The following is a 21,143-nucleotide window of genomic DNA, read 5'->3' as shown; positions in this document are numbered from 1 at the left end:
AACAGTGCTATTTTTTTATTACTAATCGTTTTTCACTAGCAGAATGCTTTGCAGCTTCTTTATTTCTTCTTTGGTGAGTCCGATAGCTCTTTGCAGATACGTGTCTACATCACCGTACCGACGCTCTATTTCCTCCTTGGCGGCGTTCAGGAAATCTTCCCTTGCCGAATAGATGGTCGTAATGGCCTCTTGCGAGCGTGTGGGCAGGTTGTAGGCATAACTGGAAGCGCTGGGAATGTTGAAGTAATCGTTGCTTAGGCGGTAGTCTTCCATAATGATGTCGCTGTTCACGCCGAGGGAGGCGAGGATCAGTGCCGAAGCAATGCCGGTACGTCCTTTGCCGGAGGAGCAATGGATAACGACAGGGTAATTGGTACTGTTCAGCAAGATATCAAATATCTGGCGATACTCTTTATGATAGTGCATTACCAATTCGCGGTTCATCCGCTCCACCATCCGGTAGACGGTGTCGCTTTTTATTTTCTGTTCCTGAATGCCTTTCAGGATATCTTCCATATCTCCCGTTTTTATAGGGACATGTATTACATTAAATCCTTGTTGCAGTGGGGTGTGACCTTTTAATTCCGATTCTGAGCGCAGATCGATGATGGTCTTGATGCCTATATTCTTCAGTTCCCTGCGTGAGTAGCATTCCAGACTGTCTATCTGTGCAGAACGATAGAGCATGCCCCAACGCACCCTCTTTTTGGTAGGGTATGACGGATACCCACCCATATCACGGAAGTTTTGTATGCCGGGGATATTGACATTGCGGGTAGCAATCTTTACGCGATATTTATCATTGAATACGAGGGTGTAGTAATAACGCTTGGTAGGGTCTGTGGTGACAATCGTCATTCGCTGATCGGAAATGTTTGCTATGGCTACCGGAGAATCCTCGGGGATATTATTCGGATCAGTCGAAGCATATACCTTTACGTTCCCTTTGATGAGAGGGGCTATTTCCCATTTGACGATACTGTTCCCAACGTTATTTTCTTCGCAAACAATGGAAATATGAGGAGCTGTGCCGCTACAAGCCGGTAGCAGCAATACACATGTTAGCAAGTTCAACAGATTTCTATACATAGTTTTTTTGTCTGAGCATATATATGCAAAGATAATGCAAACCGAGAGCAGAATAAAATGAACTTGTTCATTTCTTATGCCGAGGTGCAGCTTATCTTCGCTTTGTTGCAAAGATATGTATTCTGATGACTTTTGTTATTCCAGGGCACAGAGTTTCACAGAGTTTTTTCTCCTTTAACGGGGATTTAGTTAACGGGAGGCAACTGCTTGGCAAATTCCGGTGATATAGAGTTGTTGAAACTCCGGCATACATCTGCTGCAAACTCGATGCCGCAACGGATAATCTTGTCCCAGGTGTCCTCGCTTATCTGTCCTAAATCACAGTAACGCACGTCGTACTTCAATAAGCCATAAATAATACCGGCATTAAAGTTATCGCCTGCGCCAATAGTGCTGACTGCTTCCAATGGGGGAATAGGATACTCTTTGGTGATGCTATTCGTGCGTAGTGAGATTTCTTTGGCTCCGGCAGTACAAAGGAAGTTAGGGCAATAAAAACGAATTTTGTCTTTATATACCTTGTCCACTTCTCTTTGATTGTACATATAGAAAAAGTCTTCTATAGATCCGCGCACAATGTCGGCATATTCCAAATTTTCGATGATGGTGGACGTCAGCTTGATAGCCTCGCTTTTGTGCGACGACCGGAAGTTGGGGTCATAGTACACGATTGCTTTCTTCTCGCGTGCCTGTTCCAGCAAATCCAGAACCTTTTCGCGCAGCACCGGATTCAGGGCAAAATAGGAGCCGAAAACCACGATGTCGTCTTCTTCCAGTTTTGGGAAAACCACGTCCAGCCGTTGCTTGGGATAATCTTTGTAGAAGATGTATTCCGCATCACCATTCTCGTTGAGATAGGCCAGTGATACCGGGGATTTTCCATCGGGAAATACGTTGACATAGTCAGTAGACATGCCGCTATCCCGCATGGATTGCAGGATTGTATTACCTACCCGGTCGTTTCCTGTCTCACTGATAAAGCTGACGGGAACACCTGCCCGTGCCAATGACACGACGCCATTGAATACTGAACCGCCCGGTACGGCAGCTGTCGGCTGGCCGTTGCGGAAAATGATGTCAAGAATCGTTTCTCCTATACCAATTACTTTTCGCATAATTTTCTTGATTTTTCACCCAAATAGCCACCGTGATGGCGTTTGGAGTAGTCTCCAATAGTAAATCCTGTCTGTTTCATGACTTGTACCACAAGGATGTCGCCGATAACGGTCATCACAGTGGTCGAAGTGGTGGGAGTCATACCTAAAGCACAAACTTCCTTTGGTTTTCCTGTGCTGAGGCATACATCGGACTCGTGTGCCAACGGACTATCCGGATTTCCGGTAATAACAATAAACTTGAGGTCTGGGTTCAGATTATGAGCCAATTGTGTAAGTTCAACGATTTCACGCGTCTTACCGGAATTGGAAATCAGCAACAGCAGGTCGTTCTCCTGCAAGATGCCCAAGTCTCCGTGTTGTGCTTCGCTGGGGTGCAGAAATACGGAAGGAATACCTGTGGAACAGAATGTCGTAGCAATGTTCATGGCAATCTGTCCGGCTTTTCCCATACCTGAGGTCACCAGTTTCCCTTTCCGCCGGTGAATCTGTTCCACGATAAGTTCTACCGCACGCTCGTAAGCGTCTGTCACGGGGATGTTCAGTACGGCTTGTGCCTCTTTCTGCAAAAGCTCTTGAATGGATTCAATCATTATACTATTTTTGTTAGTAGTTAGGTTATAGCCTACAAATATCTGCAATTTTCCATAAATGGCAATAAGTTTTATTGTATTTTTGCTTTGCGAAGATAAGGGGACCTCGTCAAATTGCGCTATCTTTGCGCCCTCAATTAGTTTCAAACGTCAGAATGAAGAAGTTAGCACTATTACCCTTGTTGGGACACCATCAATATACTCTTGCCAATGGTTTGCGTATTATTCACCAGCCGTCATTTTCCGATGTGGCTTACTGTGGTTTTGCAGTTGATGCCGGAACCCGTGATGAACTGGAGAATGAACAGGGCATGGCGCATTTTGTGGAACATCTTATTTTTAAGGGTACTCAGAAGCGGAAAGCCTGGCATATACTCAACCGTATGGAGAATGTGGGCGGTGACCTGAATGCTTATACCAACAAGGAGGAAACAGTGATCTACTCTGCTTTTCTTACCGAACATTTCGGCCGTGCGTTCGAGTTACTGGCGGATATTGTCTTTCACTCTACTTTTCCGCAACGTGAGATTGAAAAGGAAACGGAAGTGATTATTGATGAGATCCAATCTTATGAAGACACCCCTTCCGAACTTATTTTCGATGATTTTGAGGATTTAATCTTCCGAGGACATCCGTTGGGACGCAATATCCTGGGGAATCCTGAGCTGCTGAAGACCTTTCACAGCGAAGATGCCGCTGCGTTTACTTCCCGTTTCTATCATCCGGGGAATATGGTGTTCTTTGTGTGGGGAAACCTGTATTTCAAGCAAATCATTCGTTTGGCAGAGAAACTGCTTGCCGATGTTCCAGCGGTGACGGTGGATAACCGTCGTACTCCGCCGTCTCTTTATACGCCCGAAAAACTGGTGGTGCATAAGGATACGCATCAGGCTCATGTGATGATAGGCAGCCGTGGCTATAATGCGTACGATGATAAGCGTACCGCGCTCTATCTATTGAATAATATTCTTGGCGGGCCCGGTATGAACAGTCGCTTGAATGTTTCTCTGCGTGAGCGTCGCGGCCTTGTCTATAATGTAGAGTCTAACCTGACTTCTTATACGGATACCGGGGTTTTCTGCACTTATTTTGGTTGCGATCCCGATGATGTGGATACTTGTATGCGTCTGGTGATGAAAGAGCTTAAAAATCTGCGTGATACAAAGATGACTTCGCTACAACTCGCAGCTGCGAAGAAGCAACTTATCGGACAAATAGGTGTGGCTTCGGATAATAATGAGAACAATGCTCTCGGCATGGCGAAGACTTTCCTGCACTATAATAAGTATGAAAGTTCCGAAGCGGTTTATCAACGTATTGAACAAATTACTCCGGAGATTTTGCTGGAAGTGGCGAATGAGATGTTTGCAGAAGATTATCTGTCGACGTTAATTTATCGCTGATTGTCGTTTACTTAATGGGATTTTGTGTATCCTCTTTCCGAGCACAAAAATAATCTGGCCCGGTGTAGCCATAAATCAAAAATGGATTAGTTATTTTGTTCATAAGCAGATGTTTATATGTAGCAATAACTTTCCGCATTTCCAAAAGTTTCGTAGCAAGTTAGAATGATTATTATGAATATAATTATTATAATTTGCAATAATCTAAAGCAGGATAATCATGAAGAGTATACAAGTGAATCCCTTTATCATAGGTACCTATCTATCAGTCCATTTTTGCGGATTTAACGGAGCGCCAGCGTGAGATGCTCCGTGCGATAGCTGCCGAAAATGTTGCTGTCAATGTGACTTCCGGTGAGTTTGTGCGAAGATATGATCTGAAATCACCCAGTTCCGTACAGTCTGCTCTGAAAGGGCTTTCCGGTAAGGGTATAGTATGTACCCTTGACGGGTACGTTATTAATGACCGGCTGTTTAGGTTTTGGATAAAGCTGAATCCGATCTGATGAAGTACATAAGGCGGAAACCTCCTGGTCCGGTGCAGGTAAGTCTGTTTGGTCTACTGTTACCGTCAGGCGAATGCTATTGGCCACGCAACTCCCGTCGGCGCTGCGAAAACTGAGGTAGGCTATCAATTCATCGTCCTGCCAGTCGGAAGGAAGTTGAAGTTCTGCATGTCGGGCGGAACGTAGGGTGGCTTCCGTATCGTAAACAGCTGTTTCTTCGTCTTTGTTATATACTAATAACATGGCTATGTCCGTATCTTCTGCATTTCCCATGCCAATGTTGTCCTGCCATTTAAAGTGCACCTTATTTCCGTTTTGTGTGGCTGTACCTTCGAATACCGGCATCAGGGTTCCCATAGAAACCAATGCCCGGTCAAAATCTATTTTGATTTCTTTTCCACTGCCAGTCACGGCTCTTTTCAGAGTGTAGGACATAACGGAGTTGAACGCGGATTGCTGACTTTGGCGGCCCGTGTGCGTATATAGTAGTTTGATTTCCAGCGGAACCCTACTATCGGTCCCACTTTACCGGAGAAACCTCCGAGAATGCCCTGGTTGATAATTCCCATGATATCGTGTTTTTAATTACTTGTTTCTGTCACTGCGCAAATATATGGAAAATAAATCTCTTCAACCCGCTCCCTGTGATTTTTGCGTTCATTTGCGTCATTTTGCGTAGATAACTCTTTGATCTTCTTTATTGTATTATGACCTGTCTCCGTTACACCCGGAATGCACTTGCTCCGTACCAAGGCCGTACTTTCTCCGGTCAGAGGTACCTGTGAGTGGAGATGGTACGGAGCAAGTGCATCCCGGATATGGTTTAGATAGGGTTTGTATTGCAATGAAACACTCTTGTTATAAGATAATTTCGGTTAGTTAATTTTCAAATGTGAATTCGTAAAATATTGATGTTGTATTTAAAATCTATTGCTTGTAATATGAATTTATTAAATGTGTAATCTGAATTTTAATCATATATTTATAATTTATTGAATATATAATAATATTATTTATTATATTTGTGGTTATTATGGTTTATGTTTATGAAATAAAACACTATGCCTTTCGTGAAAGGTCTCAATAGAACTCTTTAATAAAACATAGATATTAAAAAAGTAATGAGCAACTTGAGGTTTACCTTATATCTGGTATTGATTTTTCTCGTCGCATGTCGGCAAGAAAGTTCGTTAGAACGCGCATTAGCAGCTTCCGGGGATAACCGGAAAGAGTTAGAATTGGTTTTGGATTACTTCAGGGGAGATAGTTTGAAGTATAAAGCGGCTTGTTTTCTTATAGAGAATATGCCGGGAGCTTTTGCCGTGGACGAAAAAATTGTGGCAGCTTGCCAGCCTTTCTACCAAATGTATGATTCATTGTCGCATACCTACGATTATGATTCTCTGTCTATATACGACCAGTATCCCAGTGGTAAAGACTGGGGAAGGCAGATAGACAGCTTGTGGAATGCATATTCCAGCTATAATAATGAAAAGCTGAAAAAGGATATGTGTATTGATATTAAGACCATTAAAGCTTCCCGGTTAATAACGGAAATTGAGCAGGCGTTTCGGGTATGGAAAGAGAATGTCTATACCCGAAACTATTCTTTTGAAACTTTTTGTGATTACATTCTGCCTTATCGCCAGGGAAACGGTTTGTTGGTGGATAGTGCACGCCAGGTATTCTACAGTAGGCATCACGGACAGTTTTTTGCCAATCCCGGAAAAAATATGATAGAAGAAGCGGATTCTCTGTTACGATTGTATAGTTACATAGGGCATTCGGGATTTCATGCTACCGGTATTCCTATATGGGATGTTGCTACCTTAGAGAAGTTACGTCACGGGCTTTGTACGCACAAATGTTGGCATAACGCATTGTTGTTTTCTTCTTTAGGTATAGCGGCTGCCACTGACATCGTTCCTGCATGGGCCAATAGGGGAAGTTCTCATTCGTGGAGTGTATTGATTGAAGAGGGAGATATTCATCCTTTTAATCCCTTTTGGGAACAGGACTTGTGGCAGTATAAGCGCCTTTACAGCAATATGGATTATCATAAATACTGGGGACGCTTCCGTCTGCCTAAGGTTTTCAGGAAGACATACCGATATTATATGGAAGGGCCGCTGGCAGATGGAGTGCCTGCTAAGGATATACCTGAAGCCTTCAGAAGTTTAAGGAAGAAAGATGTTTCGCATGAGTATTTTGATACGGTGAATGTGAGGATAAAGCTGCGTAAGATGCCTTCCGGCACGAAGTATGCGTATCTGTGCGTGTGGAATTATAATAACTGGAAACCTGTTCATTGGGGAAAAATAACCGGGGATGTGGCGTTGTTTTCGGGAATGGGGAAAGACATTGTTTATTTGCCCATGTACTGTATGGACGGAGAGATGGTAGTGGCGGCTGATCCTGTATTAGTACAGAAAGATGGAAAGGTGCGAATACTTTATCCGGAGGATACACGGGAAGAAATGGTGACTACACAGTATACAGGAGTACTGGCTTATCCATTGAACAGGTATAATAACGGGATCATAACCGGAACAGTACTTAAGGGAGGGAAGGTTTATGGTAGATGGGGAGATACTTTGTGTGTATTTCCGGAACAAATAGAATTGAATAGCCAACGATTGCAAGTGCAATCCAAAGATTCGGTACGTTATGTACGGATGATGTTGCCCGCAAAAGGGGTGGCACTTGGCGATTTGAAATTCTATAAAGAAACTTTTTCAGGCAAGGAGCTTGTGAAGAGTGTTCGTTGGATGACATCATTGCCTTTGTCTTTCAAAGGGGAACCAGCTGATAATATATTTGATGCATGGTCTTCTACAGGTTATAGAAGGCCGCTTGATACAGATTATGTAGATTTGGATTTAGGGGAATGCTGCCTGTTGTCTGAGGTGAGTTTTTGCCCTTATCTGGATGTGGAGTATAAGGAAGATGAAATTTATGAACTTTGCATATGGCAGAATGGCTGGCAGGTTATTACGAGTGGTAAAGGAGGGAAGCCTCTGCGTTTTACAGATGTTCCTAAAAATGCATTGTGGTTGATCAGACCTTCTTCTCAAAAGGAGCGGAAACATGTACGCCCTTTTGTATATGAGAATGGGGAGGTTTATTGGTATTAAAGAGAGGAGAAGGAGCATGATTTGTGCAGGTAAGACACGTTTTTATCCCCTTATTGGTTTGATTGTATACCTAAGAGGTGGATAAAAATAGCTTACTTTGTTGGTGGAAATGGCAAAACCTTTAAAACCTATATTATGATACTATTAGGAAAAATGCACAGTCATGTATGGAATACTTTTATTTTATCAGCTATCCTGCTCAGTTCTTGTTGTCCGCCTCCTGTTGATGATGAAGTTTATATAAATATTTATCAGAATATGTCTATAGAAACGATTCCTGTTGAGAATGTGATTGACACCTGTTATCGTAAAAGTCCGGAGTTCTTCTTTGCTAATTCTGCGATATTTGACAAAGAACCACGCGGGAAATTTCTGCTCCATGCGCATGGCTACGCATGTAAAGTAGATAGCGGTAATATGCTGGCTACGCTGGCCGAAGTAGCTTGGCACATGGGGATGGAGCGGAACGGGGATCTGGTTCGCATAGACTTCGACTCATTAATTGTAAAGGATGATAATGAGAGTAGACTCAGCGCCGACTATGCACGAGCCATGTCTATGGAGAATACCCCGACCTACATCGTAGAAATCAGTAAAACGCAAAGTGCTCCATCGCCTGTCAGAATGGAAAAAGGCATGATAGGATTTGGCTCATGGGATACGGAGGTAGAGTTTAAGGATATTCGGATAGAGGCGGATGGAAAAAACATTCATTATGATGTGTCCCGTTGCCGAGCCGATAGCGGGGAGTGGAAAGTGCGGGATGGCATATTGATGCAAACTTCCAGACAACTGCGTACCAGAGCCGTTTTGCCCGATTTCATCGGGAATGAATATGTACTTACGTTCAAGGCACGGCGCACAAAAGGCAATGAGGGCTTTTTTCTCTATTATGGTGTATCGGCGAACGGGAAAAAGGGATATTGTGTCAATGTGGGAAGATGGGGTAACCGCTTCATTAATATCGAAGATATGGAGGGTGAGGTAGTGACCAAGATATTGCCTTGGCATCTGAAGAATAGTCGTTGGTACGATGTGAAATTGGTGAGTACGTCCAAGGGTGCGGAGTTTTATGTGAATGGGAGATTGGTGGTCGGTTATAAGCCGGTCATGCCCCGACAGTTTTATGCTGCCGGATACGATGAAGAGGCGGGAGAGACAGTGCTAAAGGTGGTTAATGCGGCAAATGTTCCTTATAAAGTAAGGTTCCATCTTGCGGGAGGTACACGGGTCGAGACGAAAGGACATGTGCTTACATTGGCGGCCGCTACCGGCATGGACGAGAATACGGCAGAGGAGCCTAAACGTATTTATCCGCGTGAGAGTGAATTCCGGGAGTTTGGAGAGTTGTTTGATTACGAATTCCTTCCTTTCTCTTATTCGGTAATGAGAATAAAAACACAAAAAAGAAGATGACAATGAAGAAGATTCTTTCAATAATAGCCCTTTCCATCGCAGTAATGGCTTGTGGCGGCAAGACGAATTTAGAGACGGCACTGATACAGGCAGGTGATAATCGCGCGGAGTTGGAAAAGGTGTTAAATCACTATGCTGTGGATTCGCTGAAGTATAAGGCCGCCTGTTTCCTGATCGAGAATATGCCCTATCATTACTACTATACGGGCGAAGAGGTGAATTATGAAAAACAATTTTTCAAGATGCTTCATGAAACGGCTTTGTCGCCCGAAGTGATTGCGGATTCCCTGAACCGTGGGAGAATGAACGAACAATTTGGTAGGACAGAGTTGAAGTATGATATTCGGGAGGTGGATTCCGTCTATTTGGTTCACAATATAGACTGGGCATTCAAGGTCTGGCGTGAGCAGCCTTGGGGCAAGAAGGTTTCTTTTGAGAACTTTTGTGAGTATGTGCTTCCTTATCGCGTGGGGGATGAATGTCCGGTGGAATGGCGCGAACGGCTTTACGATAAATATAATTCTCTGTTGGACAGCATTCGTCTTAAACCCGAGAGTGTTTTCCCCTGGATTGTGGCGGATGCACTGCTGGATTCTTTGAAGAAACGTTCTCCCCGTTTTGTTTCTTATTCTTATGCCAAACATAGCGCAGGGCCGGAAATTGCGGACTGGCTGTCCGGTAACTGTGAAGATTTGGCGGATGCGTTTACTTACATCTGTCGCTCTCTGGGCATTCCGAGTGGTTGTGATGAAATGCTGATGCGTGGTGATAACAATGTGCCCCATTACTGGAACTTTGTACCGGATGATCATTGCGACGCTTTCTTCTGCTCGCTTCTCTATCCCGGTCCTCTTATCCAATCGCACACTTACGACGCACCCCGGGGAAAGGTTTATCGCCGGATGTTCAGTATCAACCGGGACATGATGAAAATGATGAGCCAACCGCCGGAGAAAATACATCCTACTTTCCGCTATCCGTTGATGCTGGATGTAACAGATATTTATTCTGATTGCGAACAGACGATCTGCATCCCTGAGTCACGCTTTCTTATCCGGCCGGAGCGGGATGAGCTTATCTATTTATGTCTTCCTTCACACATGGAGTGGGTTCCGGTAGCCGTCAGTAAGTATAGGAATGGACAGGTAAGTTTTGAAAATGTCGATGGAAACGCTGTTTTTTGCCTGTCCTCTTACCGTGATAAACAGTTGGTGCCCATGACTGTTCCTTTTTGGGCTCATAAGGAATTGAGTTATTTCCGATATTTCGGTAACGGAGAGGGGGAGGAACGGGTTACGATTCTTCATAAGTTCAACCTGTTTATTGAACCATTCATCGACCGTATGGTGGGCGGGGTATTCGAAGGCAGCAATGATGCGGGATTCCGGACAAGAGATACTTTGTTTGTGATTGAAGAGAAACCCGTACGGCTTCAGAATGTGGTTTATGTCAGTAATCCGAAAGAGTATCGCTATTTGCGCTACTACGGACCTGCGGGTAGCTACTGCAACGTTTCGGAAGTCGGGTTTTACAGGGAGCCGAATGATATGGTTCCGTTGCAAGGAAGGGTGATAGGTACACCGGGAAGTTTCGGGGGCGATAAGGGGCATTGGTATATGAGTGCCTTTGATGGTGACCCATACACTTCTTTTGATTATAACCAGCCGGATGGCGGTTGGGCAGGAATTGATTTGGGAAAACCTGTTTCGGTTGGTAAGATAGTCTTTACTCCGCGAAATCGCGTTAATTTTATTCGCAAAGGTGATAAGTACGAGCTTTTCTATGCCGGAAAGGGAGGCTGGATTTCTGCGGGAACTACGGTGGCTAATTCCGATTCATTGGTTTATAATGTTCCTAAAGGGGCGTTACTTTATCTGAAGAATCATTCGGGTGGGGTGGATGAACGGATCTTTGAGTATGTGGATGGGGAACAGGTGTTTTGGTAGTAGCAGATAATGATAAGTCATAAAATAGAATTGGATTATGAATAGAAAAAACGCTTTTGGTAGAGTTCTGCTGATAGTATCATTGACAGCAACTTTGTGTTTATCAATAGATATTATTTATGGATATCTGACGAAGGAGCGGAGCTGGAATGAGCAAATGCGTACTTCCCTTGTCGGCGTATTGGAAGATAGTATGGAGAAACGTGGAAAAGAAGATGTGTATATAGTATCACATTCCTATAGCAGAAGAGATTTTAAAGATGATAGCCCGAAGATAGTTACAATGGATGTAGGAGAAGGCCCTAAAGAATATATTGTACCTGCCTATAAGCATTATAATAATATAGCGGAGAATCCTACAGAGAGACTTTTCGACAGTGTTATATTGGAAGAACAACCTTTAGCGGCAGATTCTTTGAATATGCTGTGGGATAGACTTTTGGTTAAAAACGGTATCTCTGGTACTGGCAATATACGTGTTTCAGTCACAGATTTATCGGAGAATATATCTATGACTTATGCAAAAGATACTCGCTATCTGCCTCTATCAGATAGCTTGTTCTCTTATTACATAGGCTATCGCTGTGAAGTCGAGGTGACGGCTTTTGCGTCGCCTTTTAATTATTGGCGTAGTATGACTTTATGGGACTGGATGGAAATCTTCTTTCTTTTGTTGTCCGTTGTGTTTTTCTTCTGGATTTGGACTGTTTATAACAGACGTTCTGTTGATGCTTGCGAACATGATAATTTCGGAAGCGTAGCTGCTGAGGAAGAAGAGTTGGTGGTTGTCTTGAAAGAAACTGTGTCCTGTATCTATCAACTGGGAGATGATGTTTTGTTTGATCCGGCAGATAGACTGTTGAAGAAGGGAAATCAAATAAAGAGTTTATTGCCACAGGTTTCCGCTTTATTGCTTGGGCTTTTAGAGGCTGACGGGTATTGTATGTCTATATCGGATATTTGCCTGTTGTTATGGCCGGATGGCAGTGGACGTTCTGAACGGGTACATACTGTTGTAGGACGGCTTCGCTCTTCTTTGGCTGAAATGTCATCGCAAATTTCAGTTATCAGCGGAAATTCGAAGTATCAGTTGAAAATAGCCCATTCCATCGAAGAAAAGACACCGTTGGATGATGTTTTGTAGAATTAGTGAAAATCTAACATAATCTTACAAAACCTATCAAATTCATCAAATATAATGTCTGACAGGTTTTGTCAGACGTTATATTTGTTTTTATGCTCTTTGGACTGCTACCTTTGTAGAGGAATCAAATGGAATTATTGGTTAAATGAAAAATATGAAAAAGAAAGTTTTGCTTGCAGATATGTCACTTCTGGTTATGACGATTGTCTGCTATGGCTCTTTTCATGAGGAAAAGACTGAAAGTGCTTTGCTAATGGAAAATATTGAAGCATTGGCGGGAGGAGAAAGCCATGTTCCTATGCATTGTGTAGGTTCTGGGACAGTTGATTGTCCGATAAATCATGAGAAAGTTAAAATTGTAGCAACCGGTTATAGCCTTGAAGACTTGTACTAACATATTGCTAATAGTGCTTCTTGTCTCGGCATGTGCCTCTGCGCCTGAGAAAGGAATTCCTTATAATGACTTTCCAGTTACGGAACAGTTATCTGGACAAACTGTACCATTAGATACTGCCATATTTCGTTTCCCTTATCGGATTCGGGTACAGGGTGATACCGTAGCTATACTGGATTTGCATGCTTCGGAGCACTTCATTCAGCTTTTTCATTATCCTGATTTCTCATATATAGCTTCTTTGGGCAGGCGCGGAGATTCACCGGAAGATATGCTTTCTGCCGAGAATCTCCGTTGGGATGGAAATTCATTGTGGATGTTAGATGCAAATAAATCGCAATTAACCAGGTATAGTTTGTCTTTATCCGGCGACTCACTCCTTCGTGAGGAAGTGGTGAGTCTGGATAAAGAAATTCTCCGGGCATTAGACTTTGTGGTATATGATGATTCTACTTTTATCGTTCCTGATTATTCAGGAGAAAGTCGTTTTTGTTGGATAAACCGAAAGGGTAAGCTACTGCGCAAGATGGGAGAGATTCCTTCTGTTAATGAAGAGGTTTTGAGGCAGGCTCGTCCTGCTTTGGCACAGGCATGGCGTAGTTTCATTGATTATAATCCTCGGAATGGAGTTTTGGCGGCTGTTACTCAATTGGGAGAAGTTCTTGAAATCTATAACTTGAAAGATAGTACACATGTGGTTCGTATTGGTCCGCATGGCGAGCCGAAGTTCAAAGTTGCGGAAGGCTATGGTATTCCTACGGGAATTATGGGGTTTTGCGATGTGCAGGTGACGGATAGTGCTATCTATGCGGTGTTTCAGGGACGTACATTCAAGGAGATTACAGAAGCGACACAGAGAGGGGATATGACGGATGGAGGATGGTATGTATATGTGTTTAGTCTGGAGGGGGAGCCGTTGAGGAAATATGAGTTGGATCATGCTATTTATGGTATGTTTGTGGATGGTCAGTTTAGGACTCTTGTTGTTGTAGATATAAATAAGGATGAGCCAATGGTGAAGTTTTGTTGTAATAAAGAAAAGTATACTTTAGGTAAATAGTGCAAACTATTGATATAAAAATAATTAATAAAAAGTTATCATGATGAAAAAATTAGTATTTATTGGTTTAGCTGTCTTGGTTGTGACAGTGGTTTGTTATGACGTGTATGTAATGCATAATAAAAATTATGGATTGACGGATTTGGTACTGCCTAATGTAGAGGCTTTGGCAGAATATGAATCAGATATGGCTGATCCATTAAGATTAAAAAAATGTTATCTATATGCCGGCACTGATTTGCTTCCCGATGAACCTGCAGAAATTGTCGTAAAATGTAATGGCTGTGCTACGGTGAAATCTACCATGCATGTGGGTGATGCCCATTGTATAGGTTCACAAATAATATACTGAAAAATGTTGCTTATTTAGTGAGAAATGTATCTTATGACGAAGAAAAATATTTGTTTATTACTGACTTATGCTTTGATTACTGCATGTGCCGGGCAGGTGGGTGCGCAAAAGCAAGTGTCTGCACAGAAGATAGAGCCATTTCCTGTGAAGAAGTTATTGCATGCAGAAAAAATAAAAGTAAATGAAGTATTTTCGCTTGATGGGATAAAGGTAAAAAAAGGTAGTCTTTTTGTAACAGACTCAAAAAGTAATGACACTATGTTGTATCAATATTCTCTACCTGAATTCCAGTGTATATATAAAGGAGGTGCAAAAGGAGGAGCAGAAGATGAGTTTCAAATTTTTCCCGCGTTTTGTAAAACAGTCTCTGACAATATATATATTTGGGGATATACTCCATTCACTATTAAAAGTTTTGCATTGGATGATACCAACCATCTTTCTTTTGAAAAAAAAATAGAATTACCGATCTCTGTTAATATGGTTAACTTTATGAATATAGTCAATGACTCGCTACTAATATATAGTGCATATCCTAGTAAACTTGATATAGAGAAAATCAATTTGAACACTCAGCAGATAACTGGTAGAATCTCACTTGAGATGGAAAGTCATAAAGAAACGTTTTTTGATAAAAACAGGGGATATTTGGCCGCTAACGATTCTCTGATAATCTATGCCTATACCTATAAAAAACAAATCGATATCTATGGAGTGGATGACATGAAACTTCGGAAAAGACTTGTTGGTGAGAATACGGTACCTCATATTGTAGTTGGTGATGTTAAAGAAACCGAGTTCCGGCAGCGCGAGTTGGTGGCAGGTAAGCATTATTTTTATATAAGGTGTCGAAAACCCAAAAACATGGAGGGTTGCTTTATAGAAGTATATGACTACTCGGGACGCTCAATTGCTCAATACGAATTGACAGAAATGTTATATGCTTTTGATGTGGATGAAGATAATAGTACTATATATGGGTATAATAGTGACATATTTGAGGATGGTTTCTTAAAATATACTTTAAACGGCAGTGAATAGTGTGTTTTTTGATGATTTGTTTTCACCTTTATTTCATATATTAATAGGGGGTAGATTGATTTAGAAAATAATGTGGTTTTATTATGATGAACGGGTGTAGGTAAGTGTTATTTCTATGCACGAGGTCAAGGCAAGAGAAGAAATGTATTATAGATTTTTTTGATTACTCCGGTCATTCCATAACCAAATATACTTTGGATACTATATCGAATCCCTTTGATGTGGACGAAGAGAATAGAATTATCTATAATTATAACAGTGAATTTTTTGAAGACAGTTTCTTGAAGTTTACTTTTTTTAGTTTCTTATGGTTTAAGACTATAAAGCAATTTGTCATGAAGAGATTATTAGTAACTATATCGTTTATCATTACGGCAATACTTTTCTTTTCTTGTACGTATATAAAAAAGGAGGATGAGATAACTCGTTTAATATCCGAATGGAGTAGAAGGGAAATACTGTTTCCTAAAGAAATATATTTCACAGTATATGGGAAAGATACCGTAAAATATCCAACGAGACGTTCCCGCTATTCAATAGTTAGCTATGTAGATTCTGTCGGTTGTACAAGTTGTAAGTTACAACCTCATATGTGGAAAAAATACATATCCATGTTGAGTCCTGCCAATGGAGAGGAAATCCCAGTCTTGTTCTTTCTATGCCCTACAAATAGGGATGAACTGATAAATTTATTAGTAAGTAACTATTTTGATCATCCGGTATGTATTGATGAGAATGACACTTTTAATAAATTGAATAAGTTTCCTGATAAGATAGACTTTCAGACTTTCTTGTTGAATGAGGAAAATAGAGTTGTTGCTATGGGAAATCCCATTCATAATCATAAAGTTAGGGATTTATATATAGATATAATTCAGGGAAAGCAGATGACTTATGAGAATGAGAAGATAAAAACGAAGGTCAATGTAAAAAACATTAATTTGTTTTTAGGTACTTTTGATTGGAATCAAGAACAAAAGGTTGAGTTCATTCTTGAGAATACAGGTGATAAGCTTTTGGTGATAGATAATGTGGTTACTTCTTGCGGCTGTGTTACGATCGGTTATTCTGGGGAGCCGATTCGTCCAAAGGGCTCTGTTTCTTTACTGGTAACGTATAAAGCGGAACAACCGGAACATTTTGATAAAACCATACAAGTGTATTGTAATGCAGAATCTTCGCCTATTTTGTTGAAACTTACAGGAGAGGCTAAATGAACGGGGTTGAAAGATAAATATACATACCTAAAGGGTAAGTCTTTGGTGAAGTGGCAATTCTTTGATTTTAATATGGGAAAAGGTATAAAGAAGATATTTACTTTTATGATATTACTGATAGGCCTGTCTGCCTGTACTGTAAGGTCAACAACTGAAATATATGATACATTTGATGCAACAAGTTCCTTATTAGGGGAAAAACATGATATTCCTCCAATAATGCTATATCCTAAGAATATCTTTCTAAAAGATTCTTTCTTGGTAGTCTTCAATGAAAAGATAGATACCTGTTTTCAGGTATTTGATAAAATTGGTTTTGGATATAAGTATGCTTTTGGCATTAAAGGAGAAGGACCTGATGATTTAATATTGCCAGCAAGTCAATTGGTTGCTAATAATCATAATGAAACGATTGTGTTAGATATGAATCGGTTTAAGAAGATATCTTTTGTAAATGATCAACCAACTATTTCCAACTTAGAGTTTTCTGGTGCTCAGCCGTTTTATAATGGTTTGATTAAGTTAACCGATTCCTTATATATCTGTGATTCCGGTTTAGAAGAAGAGAATGAATATGCATTTATTTATCCGAATGGAGAACTGAAAAAATAGGGAGTTTATCCTGAAGGGATAGAACGCTTTGGCAATTTGCTATCACGAAATCAAGCTTATACCAAAATCAAGGTAGCTCATCCATCCGGTAAGTATTTTGCGGCATTTTATACAAATTCTCGAAAGCTGCGGATATATGATATATCCGGGAATATGCTACAGATATAGAGTTGAATATTTTACCGGGAGAACAAGAGGTCCATTGGAAGTAGAGAATAGGTATATATATGCTATTGGGGCTTATGCTACTGAAAACTATATTTATACTTTAAATTTAGATATGACTCCCCAGGACATATATGCTGGAAAGTATTACCCTTCTTTACAAGTCTTTTCGTGGGAGGGTAAACCTTTGAAACAATATAAATTGAATTGCTATATAAGTGCTTTTACGATCGATGAGGCCAGCCGGACAGTTTATGGAGTGTTTGCAGAGGATGAAAGTTCTATATATACTTTCAATTTGGATCATTTGTAGTAATGAATGTTTGAAATGTTAACGGTTAATCAGTTAGGTTATGAGAAATTACTTATTTCTTTTAGTAGTTATATTCTGCACCTGTGTTAGTGCACAGAAAGTTTCGTATGTAACATTGTGGGGTGATACTTATGTCATGAATATGATCAAGGGATGGGAACTTTCTACTGGAGAAAAACTATATAAGAAACCGGCAAGGAGAACCGTAAGAGGATATGAAGCGACTCAAATAACGCGGATACGTCCCAAGAATTCAATAAAGGATATGGGAGCGTCTATTTCTATAATGGAGTTTAAAGAATGTAGATCTTACAAACTTATACAGAAGCAGGATAGCTTGAATTATTTAAAAGATACTTCTATAAGCTCTACTGTTTGGGATGTACAGAGTTCGGAGAAAGTGAAGCGATCAGTGGTACTGACATATAAAGCTAATAAGCATCCGGAAACAGGAGAGAGTCAGATATTGAAGATAAAGACATGGTATGTTCAGGGAAAAAAGAATACTTATTTAATTTCATTTGCTACAACGGAGGAGCAGATTTGGGCTAAAGAGTTGCCGGAAATGGAAAAAATAGCTTTATCCTTGAAGGAGATGTGATGGCTTTGAAAAGAAAACTCTCTTGGTTTGTCGACAAGTTGTTAAACTTGTTTTTGATAGGCTGTGGATTAGTGGCTCTGTGGGTATTACTTCAAGTAACCTGTATTGCCACTTTTAGGATTCCTTCGGACTCCATGGAGCCTGCTTTGCTTCCGGGGGATAACATTCTGGTGAATAAGTGGGTGATGGGTGCCCGTATCTTCAATATTTGGGATGCCGCAGAAGGAAAAGAAGTTAGGATTTTCCGCTTGCCGGGGTTAGGCGAGATTAAGAGAAACGATGTATTGGTTTTCAATTTTCCTTATCCGGCCCGGTGGGACAGTATCGGCCTGAATTTAATGACTTATTATGTGAAGCGTTGTGTGGCATTGCCGGGCGATACATTTGAAATAAGTCAGGCGCATTATAAAGTGCGCGGTTGTAATATGCCGTTAGGAAACGTAGATTCTCAGGATGGGTTGAGGCGTATCATAGAGAATGGGAGAGAAAGGGATTGGGGAATTGTCATGAGTGGTTATCCTTATAATGAATTGGTAAACTGGGATATTATGAATTTCGGTCCTTTGTATCTTCCCGCTAAAGGGGATGAGGTGGAAATGAATCCTGAACATGCCGCTTTCTATAAGAATGCAATAGAGTGGGAACAAAGAAAGAAACTCTTCTTGCGTGGAGATACCGTTTTACTGAATGACAGTGTGATATATGCTTATCGCTTTAAAGAGAATTATTACTTTGTTGCGGGAGATAAAGTGATGAACTCTCAGGATTCCCGCTATTGGGGACTGTTGCCAGAACCTCTAATCGTGGGCAAGGCTGTCAGGATATGGAAGTCGGTAGATAGGGAGAAGGATAGGATAAGATGGGATAGAATATGGAAGAGAATAGAATAAAGATATGGATACATAAAATAAAAGACACAGCCGTTGTGTTGTTACATTTTCTTGCTGTTTGCTCTCCACTGAGCCTGGTCTGTGTAACAACACCTGAACTTCTTGCCGGAGAAACTATCGGGCAGTGGGTTTGGTTTGGAAAGGCTGTATTGTTTTCGACCGGTTGTATCGTTGTAGTCTGTCTGCTTCAACTTTTCTATGGTTCTTCTAGGAAGGAGATGTTATCCTTTTCGTCTTTTTCCGCTTGTGTATCATGGAGTCTGATACTTCTTGGAGGAATTGAAGCCGTTTGGGGATTATGTCAGTTGTATGGCTTTTCTGCTTCCGGTCATTTTCGTTATGCACTTACCGGTTCTTTTTTTAATCCCGGTCCGTATGCCGGATATCTGGCAATGGTACTACCTGTCTGCCTGCATCATTATATGCAATTCGGAGCATGGAAGTGGATGAGCGCTTCTTTAAAGTTGGAGAAAGTGGCGGCGGGAGTAGTGGGAGTACTGATTCTTTGCGTATTACCGGCTACAATGAGCCGTTCGGCCTGGGTGGCTGCCGTGATAGGTTGTGTATGGGTGATATACATGCATCGGGATAGGCATAAATGGAATATACTATGGAGAAGGTATAAAAAACGATATATCTCTTATGGGATAGGGATATTTTTTGTGTTGATAGTGGGAGGTGCCGGGGCTTTCTTCTTGAAGCCGGACTCTGCTCTGGGACGTTTGTTTTTATGGAAAATAACCTGTCAGGCTATAATCAAGTACCCTTGGGGATGTGATAAGGGATTCGCTTTTGCTTATGGTGAGGCGCAGGAAGCTTATTTTTCCCAGGGAGATTATGCCGGGTGGGAAGAAAGGGTGGCCGGAAGTCCGGAATATGCATTTAATGAATATCTGGAATTGATTCTGACACAGGGGCCTGTCATCTGTATAATGCTGATGGTGATTACTCTTGCCTGTTTATGGGCGGGGATACAGTTCAGACGCTACGGTGTGTGTGGTGCAATTATCGCTTTGCTTATTTTTTCTTTTTCTTCTTATCCTATGCATCTTCCTACTTTCATTGTAGCCTATGTGTGCTTGTTGCTGGCTTGTGGGATAGGGGATATAATAGCTAAACCGGTTGTTTTATCTGCTTGTCTTATTATATGGATAGGCGGTTTTCATGGCAAGTGGCAACGGGAAAAGGATGCTTGTCGGGACTGGGTGAATGCCCGTATGCTTTATCATGCGGGAGCCTATGCAGCGGCAAATGCGGCTTATGATAAGCTCTATCCGCAACTGAGAGAGAAAGGGACATTCTTGTTTGAATATGGGCATAGCCTTCATAAGGCGGGGTTTTATAATGAGTCTAATAAATATCTGGATAAGGCTCTGGTATATTGCGCTGATCCAATGATACTGAATGTCATTGGCAAGAATTATCAGGCACTGCGTTGCTACCATTGGGCAGAGGAACTTCTTCTGGCTTCGGTTCATCGTTTGCCCGGGCGGATTTATCCTTACTATTTGCTGGCGAAGCTATATGCCGAACCGGAATTTCTGAATAGGGAGAAGTTTGAGGAGATGAAACGAATAGTGCTGATGAAAGCGCCTAAAATTCATTCTACGGCCATTGAGGAGATGCGCAGAGAGGTAGAGGAAATAGCAAAGGAACTGGAAAAGTAATTAGGAAAATATTATAAAAACAAGAGATGTATATGGAAACTTACAGTGATAATTGGAATTCTTGCTTATTGTTCAGAAATAAGCAACTGACAAAACAACTGAAAAACTATCAGGAAGCATCAGTATTGGCAGATTGCTCATCTTCTTTATTATTGGCCATGAGCCAGTTGTTGCGACTTCATCAGCATCCGTCTTATGGCATTGTCAGGGATGATATCGAATGGCAAAATCTGTTTACCGTTATCGATTGGTTTTATGGGAACTGCCTGTCGGAAGAGTTGGTTGATTACTGTTTAGGACCTCAGGAATTAAAGTTGTGTTATCTGGTGCGTGCCCGACTCTGTAACAAGGCTGTTGCAGCTCTTTTCAATATTACTTCCCAGTCGGTATTGAAAACCAAACAGCGCATAAAGAATAAATTGTCCTTATCTGCTACGGATAGCCTGGACCGGTATATACAGCAAATATAATGTAGTTACCTCTTA

The 21,143-nt window shown here is 41.3% G+C and carries 20 protein-coding genes and 1 pseudogene; 17 read left to right on the top strand and 4 right to left on the bottom strand.

Annotated elements, in window-relative coordinates:
- Window positions 1-21: 21 nt before the first annotated feature.
- The 3 genes from K429_RS0109410 to K429_RS0109400 form a co-directional block, all read right to left on the bottom strand.
- Window positions 22-1,089: a tyrosine-protein phosphatase gene (locus K429_RS0109410; RefSeq protein WP_022208189.1), complete on the bottom strand. Its 1,068-nt coding sequence runs from the start codon at window positions 1,087-1,089 to the stop codon at window positions 22-24.
- A 185-nt stretch (window positions 1,090-1,274) separates the two neighbouring features.
- On the bottom strand, window positions 1,275-2,204 hold the full coding sequence (locus K429_RS0109405) for a carbohydrate kinase (RefSeq protein WP_007211080.1): 930 nt from the start codon (window positions 2,202-2,204) through the stop codon (window positions 1,275-1,277).
- Entirely contained in the window at window positions 2,192-2,797 is a 606-nt protein-coding gene (locus tag K429_RS0109400) for an SIS domain-containing protein (protein WP_022208190.1), read from the bottom strand. Before K429_RS0109400 ends, K429_RS0109405 begins: the two co-directional genes overlap by 13 nt.
- Before the next feature lie 155 nt (window positions 2,798-2,952).
- On the opposite strand from K429_RS0109400, the gene K429_RS0109395 reads away from it, so the two are divergent.
- Both K429_RS0109395 and K429_RS29815 read left to right on the top strand, forming a co-directional pair.
- Window positions 2,953-4,200 carry a pitrilysin family protein gene (locus K429_RS0109395; RefSeq protein ID WP_007211078.1) on the top strand — a complete coding sequence of 416 codons (1,248 nt, stop codon included), beginning with the start codon at window positions 2,953-2,955 and terminating at the stop codon, window positions 4,198-4,200.
- Between the two features lie 305 nt (window positions 4,201-4,505).
- Window positions 4,506-4,706 (top strand): hypothetical protein, encoded by a 201-nt coding sequence (locus K429_RS29815; protein ID WP_231501834.1) that lies wholly within the window; start codon window positions 4,506-4,508, stop codon window positions 4,704-4,706.
- 126 nt (window positions 4,707-4,832) lie between these two features.
- Here K429_RS29815 and K429_RS28575 read toward each other — a convergent pair.
- A pseudogene (locus K429_RS28575) lies at window positions 4,833-5,275 on the bottom strand (DUF6266 family protein); the annotation flags it as partial.
- 552 nt (window positions 5,276-5,827) lie between these two features.
- On the opposite strand from K429_RS28575, the gene K429_RS0109380 reads away from it, so the two are divergent.
- From K429_RS0109380 to K429_RS0109315, 15 genes are all read left to right on the top strand, one after another.
- Window positions 5,828-7,840, top strand: a complete 2,013-nt coding sequence (locus K429_RS0109380) for a hypothetical protein (protein ID WP_026366732.1) — start codon at window positions 5,828-5,830, stop codon at window positions 7,838-7,840.
- Window positions 7,841-7,975: 135 nt separating this feature from the next.
- The gene (locus K429_RS0109375; protein ID WP_026366731.1) at window positions 7,976-9,256 is read left to right on the top strand and encodes an alpha-L-arabinofuranosidase C-terminal domain-containing protein; all 1,281 of its coding nucleotides are present in this window, start codon (window positions 7,976-7,978) and stop codon (window positions 9,254-9,256) included.
- Between the two features lie 2 nt (window positions 9,257-9,258).
- Window positions 9,259-11,202 carry a transglutaminase domain-containing protein gene (locus tag K429_RS0109370; protein ID WP_026366730.1) on the top strand — a complete coding sequence of 648 codons (1,944 nt, stop codon included), beginning with the start codon at window positions 9,259-9,261 and terminating at the stop codon, window positions 11,200-11,202.
- A gap of 37 nt (window positions 11,203-11,239) precedes the next feature.
- A complete protein-coding gene (locus K429_RS0109365) occupies window positions 11,240-12,346 on the top strand; it encodes a hypothetical protein (protein WP_026366729.1) in 1,107 nt (368 codons plus the stop codon).
- Between the two features lie 154 nt (window positions 12,347-12,500).
- The gene (locus K429_RS0109360) at window positions 12,501-12,740 is read left to right on the top strand and encodes an NVEALA domain-containing protein (protein WP_026366728.1); all 240 of its coding nucleotides are present in this window, start codon (window positions 12,501-12,503) and stop codon (window positions 12,738-12,740) included.
- Window positions 12,724-13,800, top strand: a complete 1,077-nt coding sequence (locus K429_RS0109355) for a BF3164 family lipoprotein (RefSeq protein ID WP_026366727.1) — start codon at window positions 12,724-12,726, stop codon at window positions 13,798-13,800. The genes K429_RS0109360 and K429_RS0109355 overlap by 17 nt, the downstream gene beginning before the upstream one ends.
- 40 nt (window positions 13,801-13,840) lie before the next feature.
- On the top strand, window positions 13,841-14,152 hold the full coding sequence (locus K429_RS0109350; RefSeq protein ID WP_007211069.1) for an NVEALA domain-containing protein: 312 nt from the start codon (window positions 13,841-13,843) through the stop codon (window positions 14,150-14,152).
- 33 nt (window positions 14,153-14,185) lie between these two features.
- Window positions 14,186-15,193, top strand: a complete 1,008-nt coding sequence (locus K429_RS0109345) for a BF3164 family lipoprotein (protein WP_197031237.1) — start codon at window positions 14,186-14,188, stop codon at window positions 15,191-15,193.
- A 335-nt stretch (window positions 15,194-15,528) separates the two neighbouring features.
- Window positions 15,529-16,410 (top strand): DUF1573 domain-containing protein, encoded by an 882-nt coding sequence (locus tag K429_RS0109340; protein WP_026366725.1) that lies wholly within the window; start codon window positions 15,529-15,531, stop codon window positions 16,408-16,410.
- A 6-nt stretch (window positions 16,411-16,416) separates the two neighbouring features.
- Complete coding sequence (locus tag K429_RS29395) at window positions 16,417-17,022, top strand: hypothetical protein (RefSeq protein WP_007211065.1); 606 nt, start codon at window positions 16,417-16,419, stop codon at window positions 17,020-17,022.
- Between the two features lie 136 nt (window positions 17,023-17,158).
- Window positions 17,159-17,500 (top strand): BF3164 family lipoprotein, encoded by a 342-nt coding sequence (locus tag K429_RS31270; RefSeq protein ID WP_007211064.1) that lies wholly within the window; start codon window positions 17,159-17,161, stop codon window positions 17,498-17,500.
- A gap of 40 nt (window positions 17,501-17,540) precedes the next feature.
- The gene (locus K429_RS0109330) at window positions 17,541-18,101 is read left to right on the top strand and encodes a hypothetical protein (protein ID WP_026366724.1); all 561 of its coding nucleotides are present in this window, start codon (window positions 17,541-17,543) and stop codon (window positions 18,099-18,101) included.
- The gene (gene lepB / locus K429_RS0109325) at window positions 18,101-18,991 is read left to right on the top strand and encodes a signal peptidase I (RefSeq protein WP_026366723.1); all 891 of its coding nucleotides are present in this window, start codon (window positions 18,101-18,103) and stop codon (window positions 18,989-18,991) included. Before K429_RS0109330 ends, lepB begins: the two co-directional genes overlap by 1 nt.
- The gene (locus K429_RS0109320; protein ID WP_044096599.1) at window positions 18,973-20,658 is read left to right on the top strand and encodes an O-antigen ligase; all 1,686 of its coding nucleotides are present in this window, start codon (window positions 18,973-18,975) and stop codon (window positions 20,656-20,658) included. Before lepB ends, K429_RS0109320 begins: the two co-directional genes overlap by 19 nt.
- 32 nt (window positions 20,659-20,690) lie before the next feature.
- On the top strand, window positions 20,691-21,128 hold the full coding sequence (locus K429_RS0109315) for a hypothetical protein (RefSeq protein ID WP_026366721.1): 438 nt from the start codon (window positions 20,691-20,693) through the stop codon (window positions 21,126-21,128).
- The last annotated feature ends 15 nt before the right edge of the window (window positions 21,129-21,143 follow it).

This window comes from Bacteroides sp. 14(A) (genome assembly GCF_000526555.1).
Lineage (GTDB): Bacteria > Bacteroidota > Bacteroidia > Bacteroidales > Bacteroidaceae > Bacteroides > Bacteroides cellulosilyticus.
Note: the sequence above shows the minus strand (reverse complement) of the source record. Positions and strands in the feature narration are given on the sequence as shown.

Coding starts and splice junctions, on each gene's coding strand:
- K429_RS0109375 (WP_026366731.1), top strand. CDS start 7,976: ATGATACTATTAGGAAAAATGCACAGTCATGTATGGAATACTTTTATT.
- K429_RS0109410 (WP_022208189.1), bottom strand. CDS start 1,089: ATGTATAGAAATCTGTTGAACTTGCTAACATGTGTATTGCTGCTACCG.
- K429_RS0109320 (WP_044096599.1), top strand. CDS start 18,973: ATGGAAGAGAATAGAATAAAGATATGGATACATAAAATAAAAGACACA.
- K429_RS29815 (WP_231501834.1), top strand. CDS start 4,506: ATGCTCCGTGCGATAGCTGCCGAAAATGTTGCTGTCAATGTGACTTCC.
- K429_RS0109395 (WP_007211078.1), top strand. CDS start 2,953: ATGAAGAAGTTAGCACTATTACCCTTGTTGGGACACCATCAATATACT.
- K429_RS0109315 (WP_026366721.1), top strand. CDS start 20,691: ATGGAAACTTACAGTGATAATTGGAATTCTTGCTTATTGTTCAGAAAT.
- K429_RS0109340 (WP_026366725.1), top strand. CDS start 15,529: ATGAAGAGATTATTAGTAACTATATCGTTTATCATTACGGCAATACTT.
- K429_RS0109360 (WP_026366728.1), top strand. CDS start 12,501: ATGAAAAAGAAAGTTTTGCTTGCAGATATGTCACTTCTGGTTATGACG.
- K429_RS0109350 (WP_007211069.1), top strand. CDS start 13,841: ATGATGAAAAAATTAGTATTTATTGGTTTAGCTGTCTTGGTTGTGACA.
- lepB (WP_026366723.1), top strand. CDS start 18,101: ATGGCTTTGAAAAGAAAACTCTCTTGGTTTGTCGACAAGTTGTTAAAC.
- K429_RS0109330 (WP_026366724.1), top strand. CDS start 17,541: ATGAGAAATTACTTATTTCTTTTAGTAGTTATATTCTGCACCTGTGTT.
- K429_RS0109370 (WP_026366730.1), top strand. CDS start 9,259: ATGAAGAAGATTCTTTCAATAATAGCCCTTTCCATCGCAGTAATGGCT.
- K429_RS0109345 (WP_197031237.1), top strand. CDS start 14,186: ATGACGAAGAAAAATATTTGTTTATTACTGACTTATGCTTTGATTACT.
- K429_RS31270 (WP_007211064.1), top strand. CDS start 17,159: ATGATATATCCGGGAATATGCTACAGATATAGAGTTGAATATTTTACC.
- K429_RS0109400 (WP_022208190.1), bottom strand. CDS start 2,797: ATGATTGAATCCATTCAAGAGCTTTTGCAGAAAGAGGCACAAGCCGTA.
- K429_RS0109405 (WP_007211080.1), bottom strand. CDS start 2,204: ATGCGAAAAGTAATTGGTATAGGAGAAACGATTCTTGACATCATTTTC.
- K429_RS0109365 (WP_026366729.1), top strand. CDS start 11,240: ATGAATAGAAAAAACGCTTTTGGTAGAGTTCTGCTGATAGTATCATTG.
- K429_RS0109380 (WP_026366732.1), top strand. CDS start 5,828: ATGAGCAACTTGAGGTTTACCTTATATCTGGTATTGATTTTTCTCGTC.